The organism is Streptomyces rectiverticillatus (assembly GCF_013394065.1).
In the GTDB taxonomy this organism is placed as follows: domain Bacteria; phylum Actinomycetota; class Actinomycetes; order Streptomycetales; family Streptomycetaceae; genus Streptomyces; species Streptomyces rectiverticillatus.
This window is the reverse complement of sequence record NZ_CP040752.1, coordinates 2,531,307-2,551,639: the sequence shown is the minus strand read 5'-3', so window position 1 is coordinate 2,551,639 and position 20,333 is coordinate 2,531,307. Positions and strand designations below refer to the sequence as shown.

The following is a 20,333-nucleotide window of genomic DNA, read 5'->3' as shown; positions in this document are numbered from 1 at the left end:
ATCTCCGACGAAAGACTGAGGCGGGCTAGGTCCTGAAGATCAGGACCCAGCCCGCCTCGTGGGGGGTGTGGGTGATGGCCGAAAGGCGCGCTCAGCGGCCCGCGGTCAGTGCTTCGCGGCCGTCATGCGCTGCCGGACGTAGCCGATGAGGGCGAGGGCGCCCGTCAGCCCGGCGGTGAAGTACAGCTGGACGCGGGTGTCCTCCTCGCGCAGCATCAGCGAGAGGACCGCCACGATCCCGGCCAGCGCCACCCAGGTCAGACCCGGGAAGAGCCACATCTTCACCACGAGCTTCTCCGGCGACGAGCGCTCCAGCCGACGGCGCATCCGCAGCTGGGTGGCGGCGATGAAGCCCCACACCACGAGCACCGCGGCGCCCGTCATGTACAGCAGCCACTTGAAGACGGTGTCGGGCCACCAGTAGCTGAGCAGGACGGCGAAGAAGCCGAAGGCGGAGGAGGCGATCACGGTCAGCCGCGGCACGCCGCCGGTGACCTTCGCCAGGAACCGCGGGCCCTCGCCGCGCACGACCAGGGAGTGCGACATCCGGGAGGCGCCGTAGATGTTGGCGTTCATCGCGGAGAGCAGGGCGATCAGCACGATGACGTTCATGATCTGCCCGGCGGCCGGGATGTCGAGGTGCTTGAGCACCGCCACGTAGGGGCCGTCCGTCAGGAGCGCCTTGTCGTTCCAGGGGAGCACGGTGACGATGACCAGCATCGAGCCGACGTAGAAGAGCGCGATCCGCCACATCGCGGTGCGGACGGCCTGGGCGACGCCCTTGACCGGCTGCTCGGACTCGGCCGCGGCGATCGTCACCGTCTCCAGGCCGCCGTAGGCGAAGACCGAGGCGAGCAGGCCCACGACCAGGCCGTTGGCGCCGTTGGGGACGAAGCCGCCGTGACCGGTGAGGTTGTCGGCGCCCGGGGCCTCGGTGCCCGGCAGCACGCCGGAGATGGCGAGGACGCCCAGGACGAGGAAGATGCCGATCGCGGCGACCTTGAGCGTCGCGAACCAGAATTCGAACTCGCCGAAGTTGCTGACCGCCGCGAGGTTCGTCCCGCAGAAGACGGCCATGAAGATCAGCACCCATATCCACGACGCGGTGGAGGGGAACCAGGACTGCATGATGTGGGCCGCGCCGATCGCCTCGACGGCGACGCCCACACAGAGCTGCACCCAGAACATCCAGCCGGCCGTGAAGCCCGCCCAGGGACCTATCGCCTTCTCGGCGTGCACGGAGAAGGTGCCCGAGGCCGGGTTGGCCGCGGACATCTCGCCCAGCATCCGCATCACGAGCATCACGAGCAACCCGGAGGCGGCATAGGCGAGCACGATGGCCGGACCGGCCGCGGCGATGCCCGCGCCGGAGCCGACGAAGAGGCCGGCGCCGATGACCCCGCCGAGGGCGATCATCGACAGGTGGCGCTGCTTGAGGCCGTGCGACAGATCCGTGCCGCCCGGCGTCTGGTCGCTGACCGCGCGCTCGGGCGCGGAGGTCGCAGAAGTCCGAGTCATGGTCGTGTGTGTCCCGTGGGGTGAGAGCGGAAAAGTTGCCTCAGTGTGGGGGTCATGTTCGCCCAGGACAACACCTGTGACAGGGCTGTCCGATATTCAGACGGCGGTATGACTGTCCGTGCCTGACATCTCGCCAGAAGGTGAAGGAATTCAGCCGCCCGGAGCGCTCCGGGCGGCCGCGATCAGCCCGCCCGGCGCAGCCGGAGCTCGCGCACCCCGGCCACCAGGAGCACGGCACCGGTCGCCGCGGCCGACCACATCAGCTGCGGCCGGGCCCCCTCGTCGGTCAGCATCAGCACCAGCACTCCGGCCATCCCGGCCAGAGCGACCCAGGTCAGATAGGGGAAGCACCACATCCGCAGGGCGAGCCGCTCGGGCATCTCCCGCTCGATCCGGCGCCGCAGCCGCAGCTGCGAGACGGCGATCAGACCCCAGACGAAGAGCAGGACCGCACCCACGGCATTGAGCAAGTACCGGAAGATCGAATCCGGCCACTGCAGGTTGAGTATCACCGAGGCGAAACCGAACGCGACCGAGGCCAGCACGGCCCGGCGCGGCACGCCGCTGCCCGACACCTTCAGCAGCGCCTTCGGCGCCTCGCCGCGCTCGGCGAGCGAGAAGACCATCCGCGACGAGCCGTAGAGGTTGGCGTTCAGCGCCGACAGCAGCGCCACGAAGACCACGATGTTCATGATCTGCCCGGCGGCCGGGATGCCGATGTGGTCGAGCACGGCCACGTACGGGCTCTTGCCCGGCTCCATGGACGACCACGGCAGCAGGGTGACGATGACGAGCATCGAGCCCACGTAGAAGAAGAGGATGCGCCACACGGCGCTGCGCACCGCGCGGCCGACGGCGCGCGCCGGGTCGTCGGACTCGGCCGCGGCGATCGTGAGGACCTCCAGGCCGCCGAAGGCGAAGACGACCGCGAGGACGCCGGAGACGACACCGCTCACGCCGTTGGGCAGGAAGCCGCCCTGGCCGGTGAGGTTGGTGAAGCCCACCGCCTCGGTGTCCGGCAGCACGCCGAAGACCGCCAGCAGGCTCAGCCCCAGGAAGAGGACGATCGCGCCGACCTTGAGCGCGGCGAACCAGAACTCGAACTCGCCGAAGTTCTTCACGGCGGTGAGGTTGGCGGCCGTGAAGACCACCATGAAGATCAGCACCCAGGCCCACTGCGGGACGCCCGGCACCCAGCCGTTCGCGATCTGGGCCGCGCCCGTGGCCTCCACGGCCAGCACGACCACCAGCAGGAACCAGTACAGCCAGCCGACGGTGAAACCGGCCCAGCGGCCCAGCGCCCGCTCGGCGTGCACCGAGAAGGCGCCCGAGGCGGGCATGGCGGCGGACATCTCGCCGAGCATCCGCATCACCAGCATCGCGAGCGCGCCCGCGATCAGGTAGGACACGACGATGCCCGGCCCCGCCACGGCGATGCCGGCCCCGGAGCCGACGAAGAGGCCGGCGCCGATGACGCCGCCCAGCCCGAGCATCGTCAGATGCCGCTGCTTGAGCCCGGCCGACAGGGGTTCTTTCTCGCCCGCGAGACTCTCCGCGGTGGGGGGTGCGTCGTGCATGGAGTTCGTACTCTCGGATCCGCGCGAAGGGCGCTGGCGATCTTCGCGCGGAGCGCAAAGGGGTATAGGTGACTCCACATTCTCCCGGTAATGCGGTCCGAGCCAAGCCTCACCGAGCTCCAGTGACAAGCATCACGCGCTATTCCGCCCGCACCGGGAACCACCCGGGGAAGTCTCCAAGCCGGACGGCTCGCCTTTGTCATTGCCGCGCGATGCCCCTTCGAGCGCCCTCGGCTAACGTCACAAAGTCACTTGTCCCCACCACTTATCTGCGGAGTGAAGATGGCCACCGCCGCTGCCTCTGTTCCCCGGACCGGTACGGTCCTCGCCGATCTGCTCCCCGCCGTAACCGACGGGCGCGCCCGCGTGCGCGACGCGGCCCTGATCCTGGGCGGAGCCGCCCTCACCGGCCTCACCGCGCAGATCGCCGTCCCCGTCCCCGGCTCCCCGGTCCCCGTCAGCGGCCAGACCTTCGCGGCCCTGCTGGTCGGCACCGCCCTCGGCGCCCGCCGCGGCTTCCTCTCCCTCGCCCTGTACGCCGTCGCGGGCGTCGCGGGCATGCCGTGGTTCGCCGAGGCCAAGTCCGGCGCCGCCTTCCCGTCCTTCGGCTACGTCCTCGGCATGCTGCTCGCCGCGACCGTCGTCGGCGCCCTGGCCCGCCGCGGCGCCGACCGCTCGGTCCTGCGCACCGCCGGCACGATGGCGCTCGGCTCCGCGATCATCTACGCGGTCGGCGTGCCGTACCTGGCCCTGGCGGCGCACATGCCCCTCGCCGACGCCGTCGCGGCGGGCCTGACGCCGTTCCTCATCGGCGACGTACTGAAGGCCGCACTGGCCATGGGCGCGCTGCCCACTGCGTGGAAGCTCCTGGGCCGCCGGGGCTGACCTCCTCCGTACGCAGAAGCCCGCGTCCCCCCTCGGGGACGCGGGCTTCTGCGTGTGTGCGGTCCGGTCAGCGCCCGGCGTCAGCGCGGTGGCGGCGGTCCAGGACGAAGCCCAGTGCCACGACGATCACACCCACCAGGCAGGAGGCGAGCACCGTCTGCCGGTTGTCGCCGCCGGTGTAGAGCATGTAGCCCAGCACGAAGGTGATCATGCCGATGGTGGCCCACGTCAGGTACGGGAAGAGCCACATCTTCACCGTGAGCTTCTCCGGCATCTCGCGCAGGATGATCCCGCGCATCTTCAGCTGGGTGAAGCAGATCACCAGCCAGACGAAGAGGGCGACGGCGCCGGAGGCGTTCAGCAGGAACTTGAAGACGGTGTCCGGCCAGACGTAGTTGAAGATCACCGACACGAAGCCGAAGACGACCGAGGCGAGGATCGCGACCTGCGGCACGCCGCGCTTGTTGACCGTGGCGAAGGACTTCGGCGCGTCGCCGCGCTGGCCGAGGGAGAAGGCCATGCGGGAGGCGGTGTAGAGGCCGGAGTTCAGGCAGGACAGCACGGCCGTCAGGACGATGACGTTCATGATCTGGCCGGCGTGCGGAATGCCGATCGAGTCGAGCGCCGCGACGTAGCTGCCCTTGTCCGCGATCTCCTTGCTGTCCCACGGGAGCAGGCTGACCACGACGAAGATCGAGCCGAGGTAGAAGACGGCGATGCGCCAGATGACGCTGTTGGTGGCCTGGCGGACCGCGCGCTGCGGGTCCTCGGACTCACCGGCGGCGAGCGTGACGATCTCGCTGCCCATGAAGGAGAAGACGACCATCAGCACACCGGTGAGGATGGCTCCCGCTCCGTTGGGCAGGAACCCGCCGTGCGCGGTGAGGTTGTCCAGGCCCGCACCCGGGTTGTCCGAGCCGGGGAGCACACCGAAGACGGCGAGCAGGCCGATGATCACGAACGCGGCGATCGCGACGACCTTGATGCCGGCGAACCAGAACTCGAACTCGCCGTACGAGCTGACCGAGGCGAGGTTGGTCGCCGTCAGCACGATCATGACGATCAGGGCCCAGGCCCACTGCGGGACGGAGGGTATCCAGCCGTTGAGGATGGCGGCGCCGGCGGTCGCCTCGACCGCCAGCACGACGACCCAGAAGAACCAGTACAGCCAGCCGATGGAGAAACCGGCCCAGCGTCCGAGCGCCCGGTCCGCGTAGGCGGAGAACGAGCCGGAGGTCGGGTTGGCCGCGGCCATCTCGCCGAGCATCCGCATCACGAAGACGACGAGCGTGCCGACGAGGGCGTAGGAGATGAGAATGCCGGGGCCGGCGGCGGCGATGCCGGAGGCGGAACCCACGAAGAGGCCCGCACCGATGACACCACCAATGGCGATCATGGACAGGTGGCGGTTCTTGAGTCCGGCCTTGAGGCCTTCCCCGCCCGCCGCCGGGGCGTTGCCGGGATCGCCGGTCGTCGACCCCTTCGTCATGGTCGGCGGTGTCGCGCTCATATGCACGTTCCTTCGGGTTGTTCCTTTGGTTCTCGGGTTACGAGCCACCGCATTAGAACTTTTCGAAGGTGTTTTTAGGAAGACCCGAATCCATTTCGTTGTGTTCACTCAGCGTTACCATGACCTGCTGGCCGATCACGGTCCCCGTCCGTGCCACACTCGGACGCATGCGCGTGTACCTCGGCTCCGACCATGCCGGCTACGAACTCAAGAACCACCTCGTCGAGTGGCTCAAGGCCCACGGCCACGAGCCCGTCGACTGCGGTCCCCACATCTACGACGCCCAGGACGACTACCCGCCGTTCTGCCTCCGCGCCGCGGAGCGGACCGCCGCCGCCGCCGACAGCCTCGGCATCGTGATCGGCGGCTCCGGCAACGGCGAGCAGATCGCCGCGAACAAGGTCAAGGGCGTCCGGGCCGCCCTCGCCTGGAGCGAGCAGACGGCCGCCCTCGGCCGCGAGCACAACAACGCCAACGTCATCAGCATCGGCGGCCGGATGCACACCCAGGAGGAGGCGACGAAGTTCGTCGAGATCTTCCTGGCCACGCCGTACTCCGGCGAGGAGCGGCACACCCGCCGCATCGAGATGCTGGCCCGCTACGAGGAGACGGGCGAGCTCCCGGAGATCCCGGCGCACCACCCCCAGCAGGACTGACCTCTCGTCCCGGGCGCCGGGCAGGCGGAAGATTCAGCCTGTCCGGCGCTTGAGGACGCCGCGCGCAGCGCGGTCCGGGGCCCGGGGCGGAGCCCCGGTTTCGGGAAGGGGCGGGTCAGGGGAGAAGACGGGGCCCCGCAGACGGACGTGCACAGGAGACACCGCCATGCCTGAAGGGCATACGATCCACCGCCTCGCGGCGGACCACCGCGACGCGTTCGCGAACCGGCCCGCGAGGGTGACCAGCCCCCAGGGCAAGTTCTCCGACAGCGCGGCGCTGCTGGACGGCCAGGTCCTGGAGACCGCCGAGGCCCACGGCAAGCACCTCTTCCTCGGCTTCGGCAGCGGCTTCGGCGGCGGCTCCGGCGGCGCCGACTGGATCCACATCCACCTCGGCCTCTTCGGCAAATACACCTTCGGGACGGGCCACGCCCCGCCCCCCACCGACACGGTGCGCCTGCGCCTGGCGAACCCCGAGGGCTATGCGGACCTCCGCGGCCCCACCACCTGCGCCCTGATCACCGACGCCGAGAAGCAGGCGATACACGACCGCCTCGGCCCGGACCCGCTGCGCCCCGGCGACGACGGCGAGGCGGCCTGGCACCGCATCTCGCGCAGCCGCACCAGCGTCGCCGCCCTGCTCATGGACCAGAAGGTCATCGCGGGCGTCGGCAACGTCTACCGCGCAGAGGTCCTCTTCCGGCACGGAATCGACCCGTACCGTCTCGGCCGTGACCTGACCCGCTCCGAGTGGGAAGGGATCTGGTCGGATCTGATCGAGCTGATGCGCGAGGGCGTGCGCAACAACAGAATCGACACCGTACGGCCCGAGCACACCCCGGAGGCCATGGGCCGCCCGCCGCGCGTCGACGACCACGGCGGCGAGGTCTACGTCTACCGCCGCGCCCGGATGGCCTGCCACATCTGTGGCGGCGAGATCCGCACCGCCGGTCTCGCCGCCCGCAATCTCTTCTGGTGCCCGGGCTGCCAGCAGCGCTGACAGCCCGTCATGCCCGTCAGGCCCGTCATGCCTGTCAGCAGGATCCCGGTCGCGGCTCCGCGGTCAGAAGCCGTGCGGCAGCCACGGCGCCACATCGCCGCCGAAGGCAGCCGCCGCCTCCTCCAGCGCCCCCTCGCGCAGCTCCCGCACCCGGCCTGCCCCCGCCAGCGCGGCGAGCGACACCCCGCCGAGATAGGCCGACCCCAGCTCCCGCACGGACAGGGCCAGGTCGGCCGCGTCCTCGGTGCGCTCGCAGGACGCGCCCTTCACGTCGCCGGTCAGCCGCCACCGCCCCGCGTTCCAGGGGCAGAAGTCGTCGGTGACGTCCAGCACGACGTCCACCGGGCTCCGGTAGGTCCGCGCGGCGAGCGCGCTCCCCACGTCGACCAGCCGCACGTGCAGCGAGTCCTTGACCCGGGGCTCGCACCGCCGGATGTCGCTCACGAGATGCAGCAGCGGGTCGTCCACGGGGCGGTTGTGGGCGGTCACGAGCGACGTCAGGTCGATCTCCGTCAGATAGCGCCACAGGGCGGCGTACGCGGCCGGGGTCAGCGCCTCCACGTCGCGCAGCAGCACCGTCCCGCCCGGGCCCGACTCGGCCCACAGCGGCCGGACCGCGTACCGCGCGTACCCCACCGTCCGCCCGCCCTCCTCGGCGAGCACGCACTGCAGCGGCGACGCGCCCTCGCGCCCGTCCGCCGGGTCCAGCAGCGGCACGGCATCCCAGCCCGGCTGCCGTGCGAGCATGCCCGGACGGGCGGCTACCCGGCGTGCGTAGACCGCCTCGCAGGCTTCGCGCGCTTCATCGGGCTTCGACAAGCGCAGCCGCACCTCGTCCGTGCCCTCCGGTGCGGACACGCGCACGCGGGTCGTATCGATACGGACGCTCAGGGAGTGGGTCGCGATGCCGTAGCCGAACCGCCCGTAGATGTCCGGCTCGGAAGCCGTCAGAACGGCCAGGGGTTCGCCCCAGGCCCGCAAGTCGTCCAGCTGCCGCCGCATCATCTGCCGCAACACGCCGCGCCTTCGGTGCGTCGGCCGCACGCTCACCATCGTCACCCCGGCCGCAGGCACCGGGGCGCCACCGGGAACCGTGATCCGCAGGGCGAACGCCCCGGTCGTACCCACCGCCTCCGCGCCGTCCCAGACCCCGATCGAACGGTCGAGGCCGGCCAGTGCCCGCCACAGGGCGGCCTCCTCAGGGGCCTCGGGGACCCCGCCGAACCCCAGCTCGACAGCGGTGTACCAAGCATCGAACTCAGCACCGCGAAGGACTCGCAACTCCGTCGTCATACCCCATGACTAGCAGCGACCCGGCCTCCCGGGCGAAGGAATTTCGCATAAGGGGCCGACCTCGCCGCACGGGACGTACCGTGCGCGGCCGTGTCGGCGCGGCGTGAGTCGACGCACCGCCGAATGGGTGGATAAGGTCACGATGCAATGACTGGCGGTGCGGAGACCCCGACGGCCCGGATGCGCAAGGCATGGCACCGGGCCCGCACAAGCGTGCGCAAAGCAGGAGTCGACTACTTCCGCGGCGACGGATCCGACTGGATCGCCCTCGCGGCCCTGCTGCTCACGATCCCCGCCCTCGCCCTGACCACCATCGCGCTGCCCGCCTGGTGCGTGCCCACCGCCCTCGTCCTGCCGATCGTCGCCGGCGGGCTGCTGCTGCGCCCCGCCAGCCTGCTCGCGCTGTACGCCGCCTCGGCCGTGGCCCTCATCGCCGAGGCCGCCGTGCTCAACCCCGAGGCCTCCGGTGACGGCGTCCGCGTCACGCCCGGCACGATCCTCGTCGTCGCCGCCGTCGGCCTCCTCGGGCTGCTCATCGCCCAGTTCCGCAGCCGTGTCGGCGTGCCCTGGCGGCGCGGCGGCACCATGCTCTTCGACCTGCGCGAACGCATCCGCGTACAGAGCAAGCTGCCCAAGCTGCCGCGCGGCTGGCACCGGGAGATGGCGCTGCGCCCGGCCGGCGGCCAGTCCTTCTCCGGCGACTTCGTCGTCGCCGCCCGGACGAACGGCGGCCGCACCCTGGAGGTCGTCCTGACCGACGTCTCCGGCAAGGGCATGGACGCCGCCTCCCGCGCGCTCCTGCTCTCCGGCGCCTTCGGCGGGCTCCTCGGCTCCCTGCCGCCCCACGACTTCCTGCCCGCCGCCAACGGCTACCTGCTCCGCCAGGACTGGGACGAGGGCTTCGCGACCTCCGTGCACCTCGTCCTCGACCTCGACAGCGGCGACTACGAGATGTTCTCCGCGGGCCACCTGCCCGGCCTCCAGCTCAGCGCCGGCACCGGCCGCTGGGAGGAGAAGGCCGCGGAGGGGCCGCTGCTCGGCGTGTACGACGGCGCCCAGTTCGACCCGATAAAGGGCACCCTGCAGCCCGGCGACGTCCTCATGCTCTTCACCGACGGACTGGTCGAGACCTCCGAGCGGGACCTCACCGAGGGCATGGACCGCCTCACCGGCGAGGCCGACCGCTACGTCTCCGCCGGCTTCCAGGGCGCGGCCTGGCACCTGATCGAGGCCGTCGCGAAAGACGTCAACGACGACCGGGCCCTGCTGCTGATCTGCCGGCACTGAGCCCCGCAACCACGGAGGACCCGCATGACCGCTTACGACCTCGCCGCCGTAGAGGCGCTCGCACGGCGCGCCCACGCCGCCCAGACCGACAAGGCCGGCCGCCCGTACACCGAGCACCTGGCGGCCGTCGCCGAGGGCGTACGGCGGCGCGGCGGCAGCGACGAGCAGATAGCCGCGGCCTGGCTGCACGACGCCGTCGAGGACGGCGCGGTGAGCGAGGAGTGGCTGGAGGGCTCGGAGCTGCCCCGGCCGGTCAAGGACATGGTCCTGGCGGTCACGAAGCGCCCGGGGGAGGCCCCGGAGGACTACGCGGCCCGCATCCTGGCCACGCCGGGAGCCCTCCTGATCAAGGAGTCGGACCTGGCGCACAACTCCGACCCGGAGCGGGCGAAGGAACTGGACGAGGCGACGCGCAGCCGCCTGGCGGCGAAGTACGCACGCATGCGGCGGCTGCTGGGCATCGAGGCGTAGGGTCCCGACCCGTAGTTCTAGGGCTTACGGAAAGCCCACTCCATGCGCGGCTCCACCACGTACCGGAATACCCGCCGTACAGGCGAAGCGCACAGCACCGTCATGCCCGCGATCGCGATCAAGGTGACCACGACCTCGCCGACCGGCTGACGCACCCACGCGGCCGCGTCGTACCACTCCCACCAGCGCGACAGCTTGATCAGGAAGCCGTGCAGCAGGTACCCGTACAGGGTCCCCGCGCCCAGCGCCGTGAACCACACCTTCCGGCGCGGCACCCAGGCCAGGAACCCCGCCGTGAGCACGGCCGCGCAGGCGAACAGGGCGAAGGTCATCACCGGGGCCGTCCAGACCGGCTCGTGCAGGTCCTGGACGGCGCTGCTGCGGTAGAGCCAGCCGGTGTCCAGCCGCGGCGCCAGCCAGTACGCGACCGCGACCGCCGCGGCGAAGACCGGCACCGCCGCGATCCGCACCCAGCGGCGCCGCACGAGCTCGAAGTGCTCGCGCCGCAGGTGCAGGCCGATCACGAAGAACGGCAGGAACTGCAGCACCCGCTCCATGGCGAAGTCGCCGCCGACCTCGGGGGAGACCGCGGCCAGGACGGCCACGGCGAAGGCGACGGGGACGGGCCACCGGATCAGCTTCCACACCGGGGTGGTCAGCCGCCAGATGAAGAGCGCGGCCAGGAACCAGTTCAGGTACCACGGGTTGAGCAGGGAAATGGGCTCCGGCGGTGCGTCGTCCTCCGCCCAGTGCTGGAAGTACGTGTAGGCGACTTCGAAGACCAGGTACGGCACGACCACACCCGTGAGCAGGCGCTTGAGCTTGGCGGGGCTCAGATCGAAGCCGCGGGAGAAATAGCCGGATATGAGGATGAACGCCGGCATGTGGAAGGTGTACACGGTCATGTAGAGCGCCAGCGCGGCGCGGCTGGTGTGCGAGAGCGGCTCCCACGCGTGTCCCAGCGCCACGAGGACGATCGCGAGGTATTTCGCGTTGTCGAAAAAGGGATCGCGCTGTGCCGGGGCGGCGGGCGCGGACGCCGGGCCGGGCTGCCCCGAGGGGATCACCGCGCGGGCGGGAGGTGTGACGGCGGGGGACATCCGACGCACCCTAGCGGCGTCCCGGCCGCGGCCGCCACGCGGACCGTCAAGTCACCTGATTTCCCTTGCCCATGGCTTTGCAGGCAGTTTCTGGACGAAGTGCCGATGAAATGTCACAGGCCCACGGAAACAGGCAAGTTGGTGGCACGATGGTTGACGGGCGAGGGCCGCGGGGAGCATGTCTCCCGGGCAGACCAGTGAGTATCCGACCGAGGGTGTGATCAGTTGTGGCCATTTCGCTGTCAGTGGTGCTGCTCTTGGCGATCGTGCTGGTGGTGCTCTTCCGCTCCGGCAGCATCAAGGGCGGCCCGGCACTCGTCGCCATCCTCTTCGGCTTCTTCCTCGCCTCGACGGGCATGGCGCCGTCGATCCAGAGGTTCCTGAACTCGATCGCCGAGACGATAAACGGCATCAAGTTCTGAGCCGCGGCTCGCGCGCCGCGCACCGGAACGACAAACGCCTCCGGCAGGGCCGGAGGCGTCGGTGGAGCGGGCGACGGGAATCGAACCCGCGTAGCCAGTTTGGAAGACTGGGGCTCTACCATTGAGCTACGCCCGCATGCGCCGCCGAGCCCGTGAAGGGCCGTGCGGCACGTTGTGCATCGTAGCGGGTCCGGGCCGTGCACCGCACGTCACCCCTTCGGCCCCCGCCGCGCGCCGCTTCCGCGCCGCCCCGTGCTTCCCGGCGCCGACGTTAATCAGGCCACCGTTACCCCCGCGGGCATGTACCCTACGTCTCGCACTTACGGGGTGTGGCGCAGCTTGGTAGCGCGTCCGCTTTGGGAGCGGAAGGTCGTCGGTTCGAATCCGGCCACCCCGACCACAGGCCCATCACAGGGCCACGGTCAAGATCACATTGTGGGGCTCATCCTGCTTGCGGTTACTATGCAAGCTGCGTGCCCGTGTGTCTGCACTACCGAGTCTGCCTACCGGGCGCGATCCGCTGAACCTCAGCAGAATCACCAGAAGTCAGCCCCAAGGAGACCGAACCGTGAAGAGCGCCGTGGAGACCCTGAACCCGACTCGGGTTCGGCTCACTGTCGAGGTGCCCTTCGAGGAGCTCAAGGCCAGCCTCGACGCGGCGTACAAGAAGATCAACCAGCAGGTCACGGTGAAGGGCTTCCGTCAGGGCAAGATCCCGGCCCGTGTCATCGACCAGCGCTTCGGCCGCGGTGCGGTGCTGGAGGAGGCCGTCAACGACGCGCTTCCGAAGTTCTACACCGAGGCGATCAACGAGGCCGAGCTGAACCCGCTGGGTCAGCCCGAGGTCGACATCACGGAGCTGAAGGACGGCGAGCTGCTGGCCTTCACCGCCGAGGTGGACATCCGCCCGACCCTGGAGATCCCGGACTACTCCGGCATCGAGGTCACCGTCGACTCCGTCGAGGTCACCGACGAGGACGTCGAGAAGTCGCTCGAGCAGCTGCGCGACCGCTTCGCGACCACCTCCCCCGTCGAGCGCGCCGCCGCCGAGGGTGACATCGTCACCGTCGACCTGGAGGCCAAGGTCGACGGCGAGGTCCTCGAGGACGGCGTCGCCAAGGGCGTCGACTACACCATCGGCTCCGGCCAGCTGCTCGACGGCATCGACGAGGCCGTGACCGGCCTCGAGGCCGGCGGCACCGCCACCTTCACCTCCGAGCTCAAGGGCGGCTCCGCCGAGGGCAAGGAGGCCGAGGTCAAGGTCGACGTCACCGCCGTCAAGTCCCGCGAACTGCCGGAGCTCGACGACGACTTCGCCCAGCTGGCGAGCGAGTTCGACACGCTGGAGGAGCTGCGTGCCGACAGCCGCAAGCGCCTCGAGCGGATGAAGAAGTTCGACCAGGCCACGCAGGCCCAGGAGAAGGTCCTCGACGAGCTGATCAAGCTGGTCGAGGTCCCGATGCCGGAGAAGCTGCTCGAGGACGAGGTCAACACCCGCAAGCACAACCTCGAGCACCACCAGCTGGGCCAGATGGGCCTGGACCTGGAGAAGTACCTGGAGATCCAGGGCAAGTCCGCCGAGGAGTTCGACGCCGAGCTCAAGGAGCAGGCCGAGAAGGGCATCAAGACCCAGTTCATCCTCGACGAGATCGTCAACAAGGAGAAGGTCTCGGTCGGCCAGGAGGAGCTCACCGAGCACCTCATGCGCCGTGCCCAGTCCTCCGGCATGAGCCCCGACCAGTTCGCCCAGGCGGTCGTCGAGGGCGGCCAGGTCCCGATGCTCGTCGGTGAGGTCGCCCGCGGCAAGGCGCTGGCCACCGTGGTCGAGGCCGCCACCGTCAAGGACGCGTCCGGCGAGGTCATCAGCCTGGACGACGAGGACGAGGACGGCGAGGCCGCCGAGTCCGCCGCCGAGGCCACCACCGAGGCCTGAGCCCCGGCAGCCGCATAGGGCGGCCGCTCAGGCAGCCGCACAGCAGCTAAGGACGGGTCCGGACGTTTTCACGCGTCCGGGCCCGTCCGCGTCCCCAGGGGCACCCCTGGGCGCCTCGAAGGTGCCCTCCAGGGGCCTCCCGCGGGCTCTGCGGGCTGCTGTGCGACCTGCGGAACCTGCGCTCAGAGCGAACAGTTCCTGATGCGGGATGGCGCCCGCCGAACAGCGCGTTAGGGTCCGTAGATACGAGGGCAGGGGAGACATGGCAGCGCGCCGGCGAGCAGTCCGGCCGAGCCGGACCCCGGTCCCCGGAGAAGACGCGGAGACGGCCCGTTGCCGTCAGAGACGAGCAGGTGGATACGTGACGAATCTGATGCCTTCCGCCGCCGGTGAGATCGCCATCGGTGGTGGCCTCGGCGACCAGGTCTACAACCGGCTGCTCGGGGAGCGGATCATCTTCCTCGGCCAGCAGGTCGACGACGACATCGCCAACAAGATCACGGCGCAGATGCTCCTCCTGGCCGCCGACCCGGACAAGGACATCTACCTCTACATCAACAGCCCCGGCGGCTCGGTGACGGCCGGCATGGCGGTCTACGACACCATGCAGTACATCCCGAACGACGTGGTCACCATCGGCATGGGCCTCGCGGCCTCGATGGGCCAGTTCCTGCTGACCGGCGGCACCCCGGGCAAGCGCTTCGCGCTGCCCAACACCGACATCCTCATGCACCAGGGGTCCGCGGGCCTCGGCGGCACCGCCTCGGACATCAAGATCCAGGCCGAGCAGCTGCTGCGCACCAAGAAGCGCATGGCCGAGATCACCGCGCTCCACACCGGCCAGACCGTGGAGACGATCATCCGCGACGGTGACCGGGACCGCTGGTTCACTGCGCAGGAGGCCAAGGAGTACGGGATCATCGACGAGATCATCACCCACGCTTCCGGCGTTCCGGGCGGCGGCGGCACCGGGGCCTGAAGCCCCGGCGCAGTACGTACCGCCGCAGAGCCCGCTTCCGGGCCGGGAGGCTGCTTCCCGGCCCACCGACCGCCACCAGGATGGTGAAACCCGCATGAACATCTCGTCCCCGAGCGGCCTGTACACCGGCCCCCAGGTCGATTCCCGTTACGTCGTCCCGCGCTTCGTCGAGCGCACCTCCCAGGGCGTCCGCGAGTACGACCCGTACGCGAAGCTCTTCGAAGAGCGCGTGATCTTCCTCGGCGTGCAGATCGACGACGCCTCCGCCAACGACGTCATGGCGCAGCTGCTGTGCCTGGAGTCGATGGACCCGGACCGCGACATCTCGATCTACATCAACAGCCCCGGCGGCTCGTTCACGGCCCTCACGGCCATTTACGACACGATGCAGTTCGTGAAGCCGGACATCCAGACGGTCTGCATGGGCCAGGCCGCCTCCGCCGCCGCGATCCTGCTCGCGGCCGGCACCCCGGGCAAGCGCATGGCCCTGCCCAACGCCCGCGTGCTGATCCACCAGCCCTCCAGCCAGACGGGCCGCGAGCAGCTCTCCGACCTGGAGATCGCCGCGAAGGAGATCATGCGGATGCGCACCCAGCTGGAGGAGATGCTGGCCAAGCACTCCACCCAGCCGATCGAGAAGATCCGGGACGACATCGAGCGCGACAAGATCCTCACGGCCGAGGACGCGCTCGCCTACGGCCTGGTCGACCAGATCGTTTCTACCCGCAAGAGTTCCGTAAACGTTTGATCGCCGTGCCGCTGGTATCCCCCTTGAGCCGACCGAGTAAGGCCAAGGGGGGCCCGCTCGGGGGGCCCGGCAAGGTACCGTCGATAGGCAAGCACCCGGGTTCGCAGTGCAAGGCGGATCCCAGGCGAAGGGGAAGCACCTCGTGGCACGCATCGGTGACGGCGGCGATCTGCTCAAGTGCTCGTTCTGCGGCAAGAGCCAGAAGCAGGTGAAGAAGCTCATCGCGGGTCCTGGTGTGTACATCTGCGACGAGTGCATCGACCTCTGCAACGAGATCATCGAGGAAGAGCTCGCGGAAACGAGCGAGGTGCGCTGGGAGGAACTTCCCAAGCCCCGCGAAATCTACGAGTTCCTCGAAGGCTATGTCGTGGGCCAGGAAGCCGCGAAAAAGGCCCTCTCTGTCGCCGTCTACAACCACTACAAGCGCGTGCAGGCCGGCGAGACCGGCGCGCACAACCGTGACGACGGCATCGAGCTCGCCAAGTCCAACATCCTGCTGCTGGGCCCCACGGGCTCCGGCAAGACGCTGCTGGCCCAGACCCTGGCCCGCATGCTGAACGTCCCCTTCGCCATCGCCGACGCCACCGCGCTGACGGAGGCCGGCTACGTCGGCGAGGACGTCGAGAACATCCTGCTGAAGCTGATCCAGGCCGCTGACTACGACGTCAAGAAGGCCGAGACCGGCATCATCTACATCGATGAGATCGACAAGGTCGCCCGTAAGAGCGAAAATCCGTCGATCACACGGGATGTGTCGGGCGAGGGCGTCCAGCAGGCCCTGCTGAAGATCCTGGAAGGCACTACGGCCTCGGTCCCGCCCCAGGGCGGCCGCAAGCACCCGCACCAGGAATTCATCCAGATCGACACGACGAACGTGCTGTTCATCGTGGGCGGCGCCTTCTCCGGCCTGGAGAAGATCATCGAGTCCCGGGCGGGCGCCAAGGGCATCGGCTTCGGCGCCACGATCCGCTCCAAGCGCGAGATCGAGGCCAGCGACCAGTTCCAGGAGGTCATGCCGGAGGACCTGGTCAAGTTCGGCATGATCCCGGAGTTCATCGGCCGCCTGCCGGTGATTACGAGCGTGCACAACCTGGACCGCGAGGCCCTCCTCCAGATCCTGGTCGAGCCGCGCAACGCCCTGGTGAAGCAGTACCAGCGCCTCTTCGAACTCGACGGCGTCGAGCTGGAGTTCGACCGCCCGGCCCTGGAGGCCATCGCCGACCAGGCCATCCTCCGCGGCACGGGTGCGCGCGGCCTGCGCGCCATCATGGAGGAAGTCCTGATGTCGGTGATGTACGAGGTCCCGTCGCGGAAGGACGTGGCCCGCGTCGTCATCACGGCGGACGTCGTCCACTCGAACGTAAACCCCACACTGGTCCCGCGCGAGCCGCGGATCGTGGGGAAGGGCGAGCGGCACGAGAAGAGCGCGTAAGCGCTGCGCGCGGCGAGCAGGCGGAGGGCTTCCGGTGGTGCACCGGGGGCCCTTTTCTGCTGCGCAGTCGTGTTCTGGGAACGCGTGAACGCTTCCACCCTCGAACGGGTGAGCGTATGGGTAGGGCCGGACGGAGGCGCGAGGGGATCCCTACGGTCGGATCATGGTCACTACACACCACGATGTGGTGCATCCCGTCTTCCGGGAACACCCGGAGGTGCTCACGCCGGTGTTCCGGATCCTGGGCGTGCCGATACCGGAGAAGGCGCTTCTTGGGGTGTTGCCCGCGGAGACCGCGGAGATGAAGATGCTGGACCGGCGCGCGGACTGTGTGCTGTGTGTTGAGCCGATCGACGGCAGCGGCGGTTTCCTTCTCGCCATCGCGATGCAGGAGTGGCGCGATGACGCGAAGCCGGCCAAGTGGGCGTGCTACCTCTCGCACCTGACGGCGAAGTATGAATGCCCGGCCCTCCTCCTCGTCGTCTGCCAGGACAAGGAGGTCGAGGACTGGGCGGCCGGTCCGTTCCGGCTCGGCCCCGAGGGCTGGGCTGCACTGTCCTTGCGTCCGCTGGTCCTGGGGCCCGGGAACGTTCCCCTGATCACCGATCCGGACCGGGCTGCTCAGGATCTGCTGCCGGCGGTGTTCTCCGTTGTGGCACACAGCCGCGAAGAGGAAGGAGCCGAGGCCGGGCTGAAGGCGCTGGCGCAGGCTTTGGCAGCAGTCGACTCGGAGTCGGCAGCGTTCTGCTGGGAAATGCTGGAGATCGGTCTGGGGAACTTCCTGACCGGCGACATTCGGAGGCACCTGATGAGCCCGCGCCCCTACTTCCCCGGCCGAGGCACCTTGTTCGAGGAGACGTACCTGGAGGGCAAGGCGGAAGGGCGGGCCCGAGGATCCGCGCAGATGGTGCTGCGTGTGCTGGACAACCGGGGAATTCTCATGCCTCCTGCGACCCGGGAGCGCATCATGGACTGCGCCCACATGCTCACTCTGGAGCGCTGGATGGACTGCGCACTCACCGTCTCCACGATCGACGAGCTCTTCGGCGAGGAGAGCTGAGCGTTAGCGTGGAAGAGGGCGTCCGGACGAGTGCCGGGCGCCCTTTCGTGTGTCCGTGCGTAGGGTGGCGGCCATGGCAGGAGAACGCGATCTGACGAAGCTGCTGAGTGGCATGAGGCCCGAGCTGAATGCCGGGCGGTACGTGTACACGACGGTCGAGGGGGAGGCCCCCGCGGGCGTGGCCCCCGTGGTGACGGTGCGGGAGCCGGAGGGCCTCACCCTGGTCGTACGGCAGGAGGAGGCCGACGCGGCCGGCCTGTCGTACGAGTACGTGGCGGGCTGGATCACGCTGCGGGTCCACTCGGCGCTGGAGGCGGTAGGCCTCACGGCAGCGGTCGCCCAGGCCCTGGCCCAGGCCGGCCTCAGCTGCAACGTGGTGGCCGGCTTCCACCACGACCACCTCTTCGTCCCGTACGAGCGGGCGGAGGAGGCGGTGGGGGTCCTGGAGGCGCTGGCGAGGGCGGCCGAGTGGGACCAGGAGGGGTCTTCGTAGGAAGACAGGGCGCCCGGCTCCTGGTGGCTGATTCGGGCTCTGGCCGGGGTCTGCGCGATGGGTTGAGTATGCGGTGGTCCGTCCGTATCGACGGATCAACCGACCCCCGGGAGAAGGACATGGCAGGCCACTTCATTCTCAGGAGCATTACCAACAGCGATCTGACCATCGCGACGAGCAAGGGCGCCACCTGGTCCGCTCTGCAGCACGGCAGCATCGGTTGGAACACGGCTTCCCGGGCCGTGCTGTCCAAGGCCCTCGCGGGCCAGCCCATCGGCAACCGCGACGGACTGCCGCCTCACCGCTACCTGGAGTCGAAGGCCAGCGTCGGCGCCACGCTGGAGAAGTACCTGCGCAGCGCCGGCTGGGCCGGCCAGCTCATCCGGCCGGCCAGTGCCGGCCTCGGGCTGCGGGAGCTGAGCCCCAAGGCAAAGGCGGCCTGGGACCGTGGCGACCACACGGGTGCCTTGGTCGAGCAGTTCCTGCACGGCACTGCGACCGTCGAGGTCTACTACATCAGCGGCACCGAGATGAGCTAGGCATGGGCGTCGACGGACAGGGTGACGTCCCCGCTGCCGCCGTTGTTGATTTCGGCTGACACCGCGCCGGTGAATGGCCCTTCGTTCGGCGTGTTCGCCAGTAGGTTGAGCTGGACCGGGCCGTTGGCGATGTTTCTGAGGTTGATCGAGCGAGTGATGTCGAGGAGCGCCTGATCCGACCTTCCGGCCGGCCCCTGGGCCGAGGACGCCGTTACGGCGTTGGCGGTGACGAACGCCCCTCCTGCGAGGACGGCTGCGGCCGCGATGGCCGCAGCCGCCCACTTGGGCAGGGGCGGCAGCTTGGGAACGGGAACGCGCATGGGGATCACTTCCCTGTCACACCGTGATGGGCTTGAACGGCCATGAGCTACCCGGGCCGTTGCCCTCTCGACCCGGCCGGGCGCGCAGGCGCCACCCCGTCTCACCGCGCGCCGGGCAATGCGCCCCAGCCCGGTTTCGTGAGAGCGGTAGGTGGCCGGTGGGTTCGCCCCGCCGGCGGCTATCTCGTCGGCACAGTGGCTGGGGTCAGAGCAGGCTGGCAGCGGGGGGAGGGGTGGGGGGCTCGGGTTCGGTGGTTTGGCTGTGCGGCCGGTGGGTTGCTGGGCGCCGTACTCGCGCCGTCGCGGATGCGGCTGCGTGAGGAGACCGGTCTGTCCGTCTGTGGCTGAGGGGGAGCGGGCTGCTGCCGCGATGTGGCTGGGGCCGGTGGGGGCGCTTCGCTCAGCGCGGGACGGTGGTGGTTGCCCGTCCGGCTGCGGGCTGGGGGCCTTCCGACCCCGGAAAGCAACCGTTCTGGCCTGTAGGGCGGCGGATAGGTGACCTGGATTGTCGGCCGAGCGCCTCAGAAGTCACAGCAGGGGCCCGCCGCCTCAGCAACTCCTACCCAGGGACAGTCGGACGCCCGGCCACGACGGTGGCGAGCTGAGCGAAGCGCCCACGACGGGCCGCACCACATCGCGGCAGCTGCCAGCTCCCCCTCAGCCACGACCGGAGGGACCGGTCTCCTTACGCGCGTGCATCCGTGACGGCAGGAGTACGGCGGCCAACCGCCCACCGGCCGCACAGCCAACGCGCCGGACCCGAGCCCCCCACCCCTCCCCCTGCTGCCAGCCTGTTCTGACCTCGGCCGACCTACGGCTGCGGGGAGACGTACGAGCCCATGCCGGGCTCGGTGTAGATCAGGCCGTCGGCTCGCAGGCCGCGGTGCACCTTGTGGGCGGTTGCTGAGGCGATGCCGAACTCTTCGGTGAGCTGGAGGACGGACGGAACCCGCGAACGGGGCGGGTACGTGCCGTCCTTGATGCGCTGTCGGATCACTTCGGCCACCTGGCGCCAACGAGGGATGTCGGGAGCGAATTCGATCACAGGGGAACGCTACGTGTTCCAGTAGTTCGCAGCAATGAACAGAATGCTTCGATTACTTATCGTGC

Annotated in this window: 20 protein-coding genes and 2 tRNA genes; 14 read left to right on the top strand and 8 right to left on the bottom strand. The window is 69.5% G+C overall.

The window, feature by feature from the left end:
- Positions 1-105 precede the first annotated feature (105 nt).
- The gene (locus FGW37_RS10990; protein ID WP_179080904.1) at positions 106-1,518 is read right to left on the bottom strand and encodes an amino acid permease; all 1,413 of its coding nucleotides are present in this window, start codon (positions 1,516-1,518) and stop codon (positions 106-108) included.
- 182 nt (positions 1,519-1,700) lie between these two features.
- Positions 1,701-3,095: an amino acid permease gene (locus tag FGW37_RS10985; protein ID WP_179080903.1), complete on the bottom strand. Its 1,395-nt coding sequence runs from the start codon at positions 3,093-3,095 to the stop codon at positions 1,701-1,703.
- A 282-nt stretch (positions 3,096-3,377) separates the two neighbouring features.
- On the opposite strand from FGW37_RS10985, the gene FGW37_RS10980 reads away from it, so the two are divergent.
- Positions 3,378-3,980 carry a biotin transporter BioY gene (locus tag FGW37_RS10980; RefSeq protein WP_179080902.1) on the top strand — a complete coding sequence of 201 codons (603 nt, stop codon included), beginning with the start codon at positions 3,378-3,380 and terminating at the stop codon, positions 3,978-3,980.
- Between the two features lie 67 nt (positions 3,981-4,047).
- Here the strand turns inward: FGW37_RS10980 and FGW37_RS10975 are convergent, their stop codons facing one another.
- Entirely contained in the window at positions 4,048-5,490 is a 1,443-nt protein-coding gene (locus FGW37_RS10975) for an amino acid permease (protein WP_179080901.1), read from the bottom strand.
- A 167-nt stretch (positions 5,491-5,657) separates the two neighbouring features.
- Between FGW37_RS10975 and FGW37_RS10970 the strand changes: the two genes are divergently transcribed.
- Both FGW37_RS10970 and FGW37_RS10965 read left to right on the top strand, forming a co-directional pair.
- Positions 5,658-6,146 carry a ribose-5-phosphate isomerase gene (locus FGW37_RS10970; RefSeq protein WP_179080900.1) on the top strand — a complete coding sequence of 163 codons (489 nt, stop codon included), beginning with the start codon at positions 5,658-5,660 and terminating at the stop codon, positions 6,144-6,146.
- A gap of 166 nt (positions 6,147-6,312) precedes the next feature.
- Positions 6,313-7,146, top strand: coding sequence for an Fpg/Nei family DNA glycosylase (locus FGW37_RS10965; RefSeq protein WP_179080899.1), 834 nt, complete (start codon positions 6,313-6,315; stop codon positions 7,144-7,146).
- A gap of 63 nt (positions 7,147-7,209) precedes the next feature.
- On the opposite strand, the gene FGW37_RS10960 is transcribed toward FGW37_RS10965, so the two are convergent.
- Positions 7,210-8,439, bottom strand: a complete 1,230-nt coding sequence (locus FGW37_RS10960; RefSeq protein ID WP_179080898.1) for a GNAT family N-acetyltransferase — start codon at positions 8,437-8,439, stop codon at positions 7,210-7,212.
- A gap of 147 nt (positions 8,440-8,586) precedes the next feature.
- On the opposite strand from FGW37_RS10960, the gene FGW37_RS10955 reads away from it, so the two are divergent.
- Together FGW37_RS10955 and FGW37_RS10950 are read left to right on the top strand one after the other, a co-directional pair.
- Positions 8,587-9,726, top strand: coding sequence for a PP2C family protein-serine/threonine phosphatase (locus FGW37_RS10955; RefSeq protein WP_179080897.1), 1,140 nt, complete (start codon positions 8,587-8,589; stop codon positions 9,724-9,726).
- A 24-nt stretch (positions 9,727-9,750) separates the two neighbouring features.
- Positions 9,751-10,197: an HD domain-containing protein gene (locus FGW37_RS10950; RefSeq protein WP_179080896.1), complete on the top strand. Its 447-nt coding sequence runs from the start codon at positions 9,751-9,753 to the stop codon at positions 10,195-10,197.
- Between the two features lie 17 nt (positions 10,198-10,214).
- Here the strand turns inward: FGW37_RS10950 and FGW37_RS10945 are convergent, their stop codons facing one another.
- Positions 10,215-11,297 carry an acyltransferase family protein gene (locus FGW37_RS10945; protein ID WP_179080895.1) on the bottom strand — a complete coding sequence of 361 codons (1,083 nt, stop codon included), beginning with the start codon at positions 11,295-11,297 and terminating at the stop codon, positions 10,215-10,217.
- A 227-nt stretch (positions 11,298-11,524) separates the two neighbouring features.
- On the opposite strand from FGW37_RS10945, the gene FGW37_RS10940 reads away from it, so the two are divergent.
- Positions 11,525-11,719: a hypothetical protein gene (locus FGW37_RS10940; protein ID WP_058044441.1), complete on the top strand. Its 195-nt coding sequence runs from the start codon at positions 11,525-11,527 to the stop codon at positions 11,717-11,719.
- 62 nt (positions 11,720-11,781) lie between these two features.
- Here FGW37_RS10940 and FGW37_RS10935 read toward each other — a convergent pair.
- A tRNA-Gly gene (locus FGW37_RS10935) sits at positions 11,782-11,855 on the bottom strand.
- A gap of 187 nt (positions 11,856-12,042) precedes the next feature.
- On the opposite strand from FGW37_RS10935, the gene FGW37_RS10930 reads away from it, so the two are divergent.
- The 8 genes from FGW37_RS10930 (at position 12,043) to FGW37_RS10895 (ending at position 18,903) form a co-directional block, all read left to right on the top strand.
- Positions 12,043-12,119, top strand: a tRNA-Pro gene (locus FGW37_RS10930).
- Between the two features lie 168 nt (positions 12,120-12,287).
- Positions 12,288-13,652 carry a trigger factor gene (gene tig / locus FGW37_RS10925; RefSeq protein WP_179080894.1) on the top strand — a complete coding sequence of 455 codons (1,365 nt, stop codon included), beginning with the start codon at positions 12,288-12,290 and terminating at the stop codon, positions 13,650-13,652.
- A gap of 373 nt (positions 13,653-14,025) precedes the next feature.
- Complete coding sequence (locus tag FGW37_RS10920) at positions 14,026-14,631, top strand: ATP-dependent Clp protease proteolytic subunit (protein ID WP_179084627.1); 606 nt, start codon at positions 14,026-14,028, stop codon at positions 14,629-14,631.
- 94 nt (positions 14,632-14,725) lie between these two features.
- Positions 14,726-15,379, top strand: coding sequence for an ATP-dependent Clp protease proteolytic subunit (locus FGW37_RS10915; protein WP_030366475.1), 654 nt, complete (start codon positions 14,726-14,728; stop codon positions 15,377-15,379).
- Between the two features lie 142 nt (positions 15,380-15,521).
- Positions 15,522-16,811 carry an ATP-dependent Clp protease ATP-binding subunit ClpX gene (clpX, locus tag FGW37_RS10910; protein WP_179080893.1) on the top strand — a complete coding sequence of 430 codons (1,290 nt, stop codon included), beginning with the start codon at positions 15,522-15,524 and terminating at the stop codon, positions 16,809-16,811.
- 163 nt (positions 16,812-16,974) lie between these two features.
- A complete protein-coding gene (locus FGW37_RS10905; RefSeq protein ID WP_179080892.1) occupies positions 16,975-17,871 on the top strand; it encodes a hypothetical protein in 897 nt (298 codons plus the stop codon).
- Positions 17,872-17,944: 73 nt separating this feature from the next.
- Entirely contained in the window at positions 17,945-18,364 is a 420-nt protein-coding gene (locus tag FGW37_RS10900; RefSeq protein ID WP_179080891.1) for an ACT domain-containing protein, read from the top strand.
- Between the two features lie 119 nt (positions 18,365-18,483).
- Positions 18,484-18,903, top strand: coding sequence for a hypothetical protein (locus FGW37_RS10895; RefSeq protein ID WP_179080890.1), 420 nt, complete (start codon positions 18,484-18,486; stop codon positions 18,901-18,903).
- Here FGW37_RS10895 and FGW37_RS10890 read toward each other — a convergent pair.
- Together FGW37_RS10890 and FGW37_RS10885 are read right to left on the bottom strand one after the other, a co-directional pair.
- Entirely contained in the window at positions 18,900-19,223 is a 324-nt protein-coding gene (locus tag FGW37_RS10890) for a hypothetical protein (RefSeq protein ID WP_179080889.1), read from the bottom strand. The two genes, FGW37_RS10895 and FGW37_RS10890, sit on opposite strands and share 4 nt — an antisense overlap.
- Before the next feature lie 811 nt (positions 19,224-20,034).
- Complete coding sequence (locus tag FGW37_RS10885) at positions 20,035-20,268, bottom strand: GntR family transcriptional regulator (RefSeq protein WP_179080888.1); 234 nt, start codon at positions 20,266-20,268, stop codon at positions 20,035-20,037.
- Between the last annotated feature and the right edge of the window lie 65 nt (positions 20,269-20,333).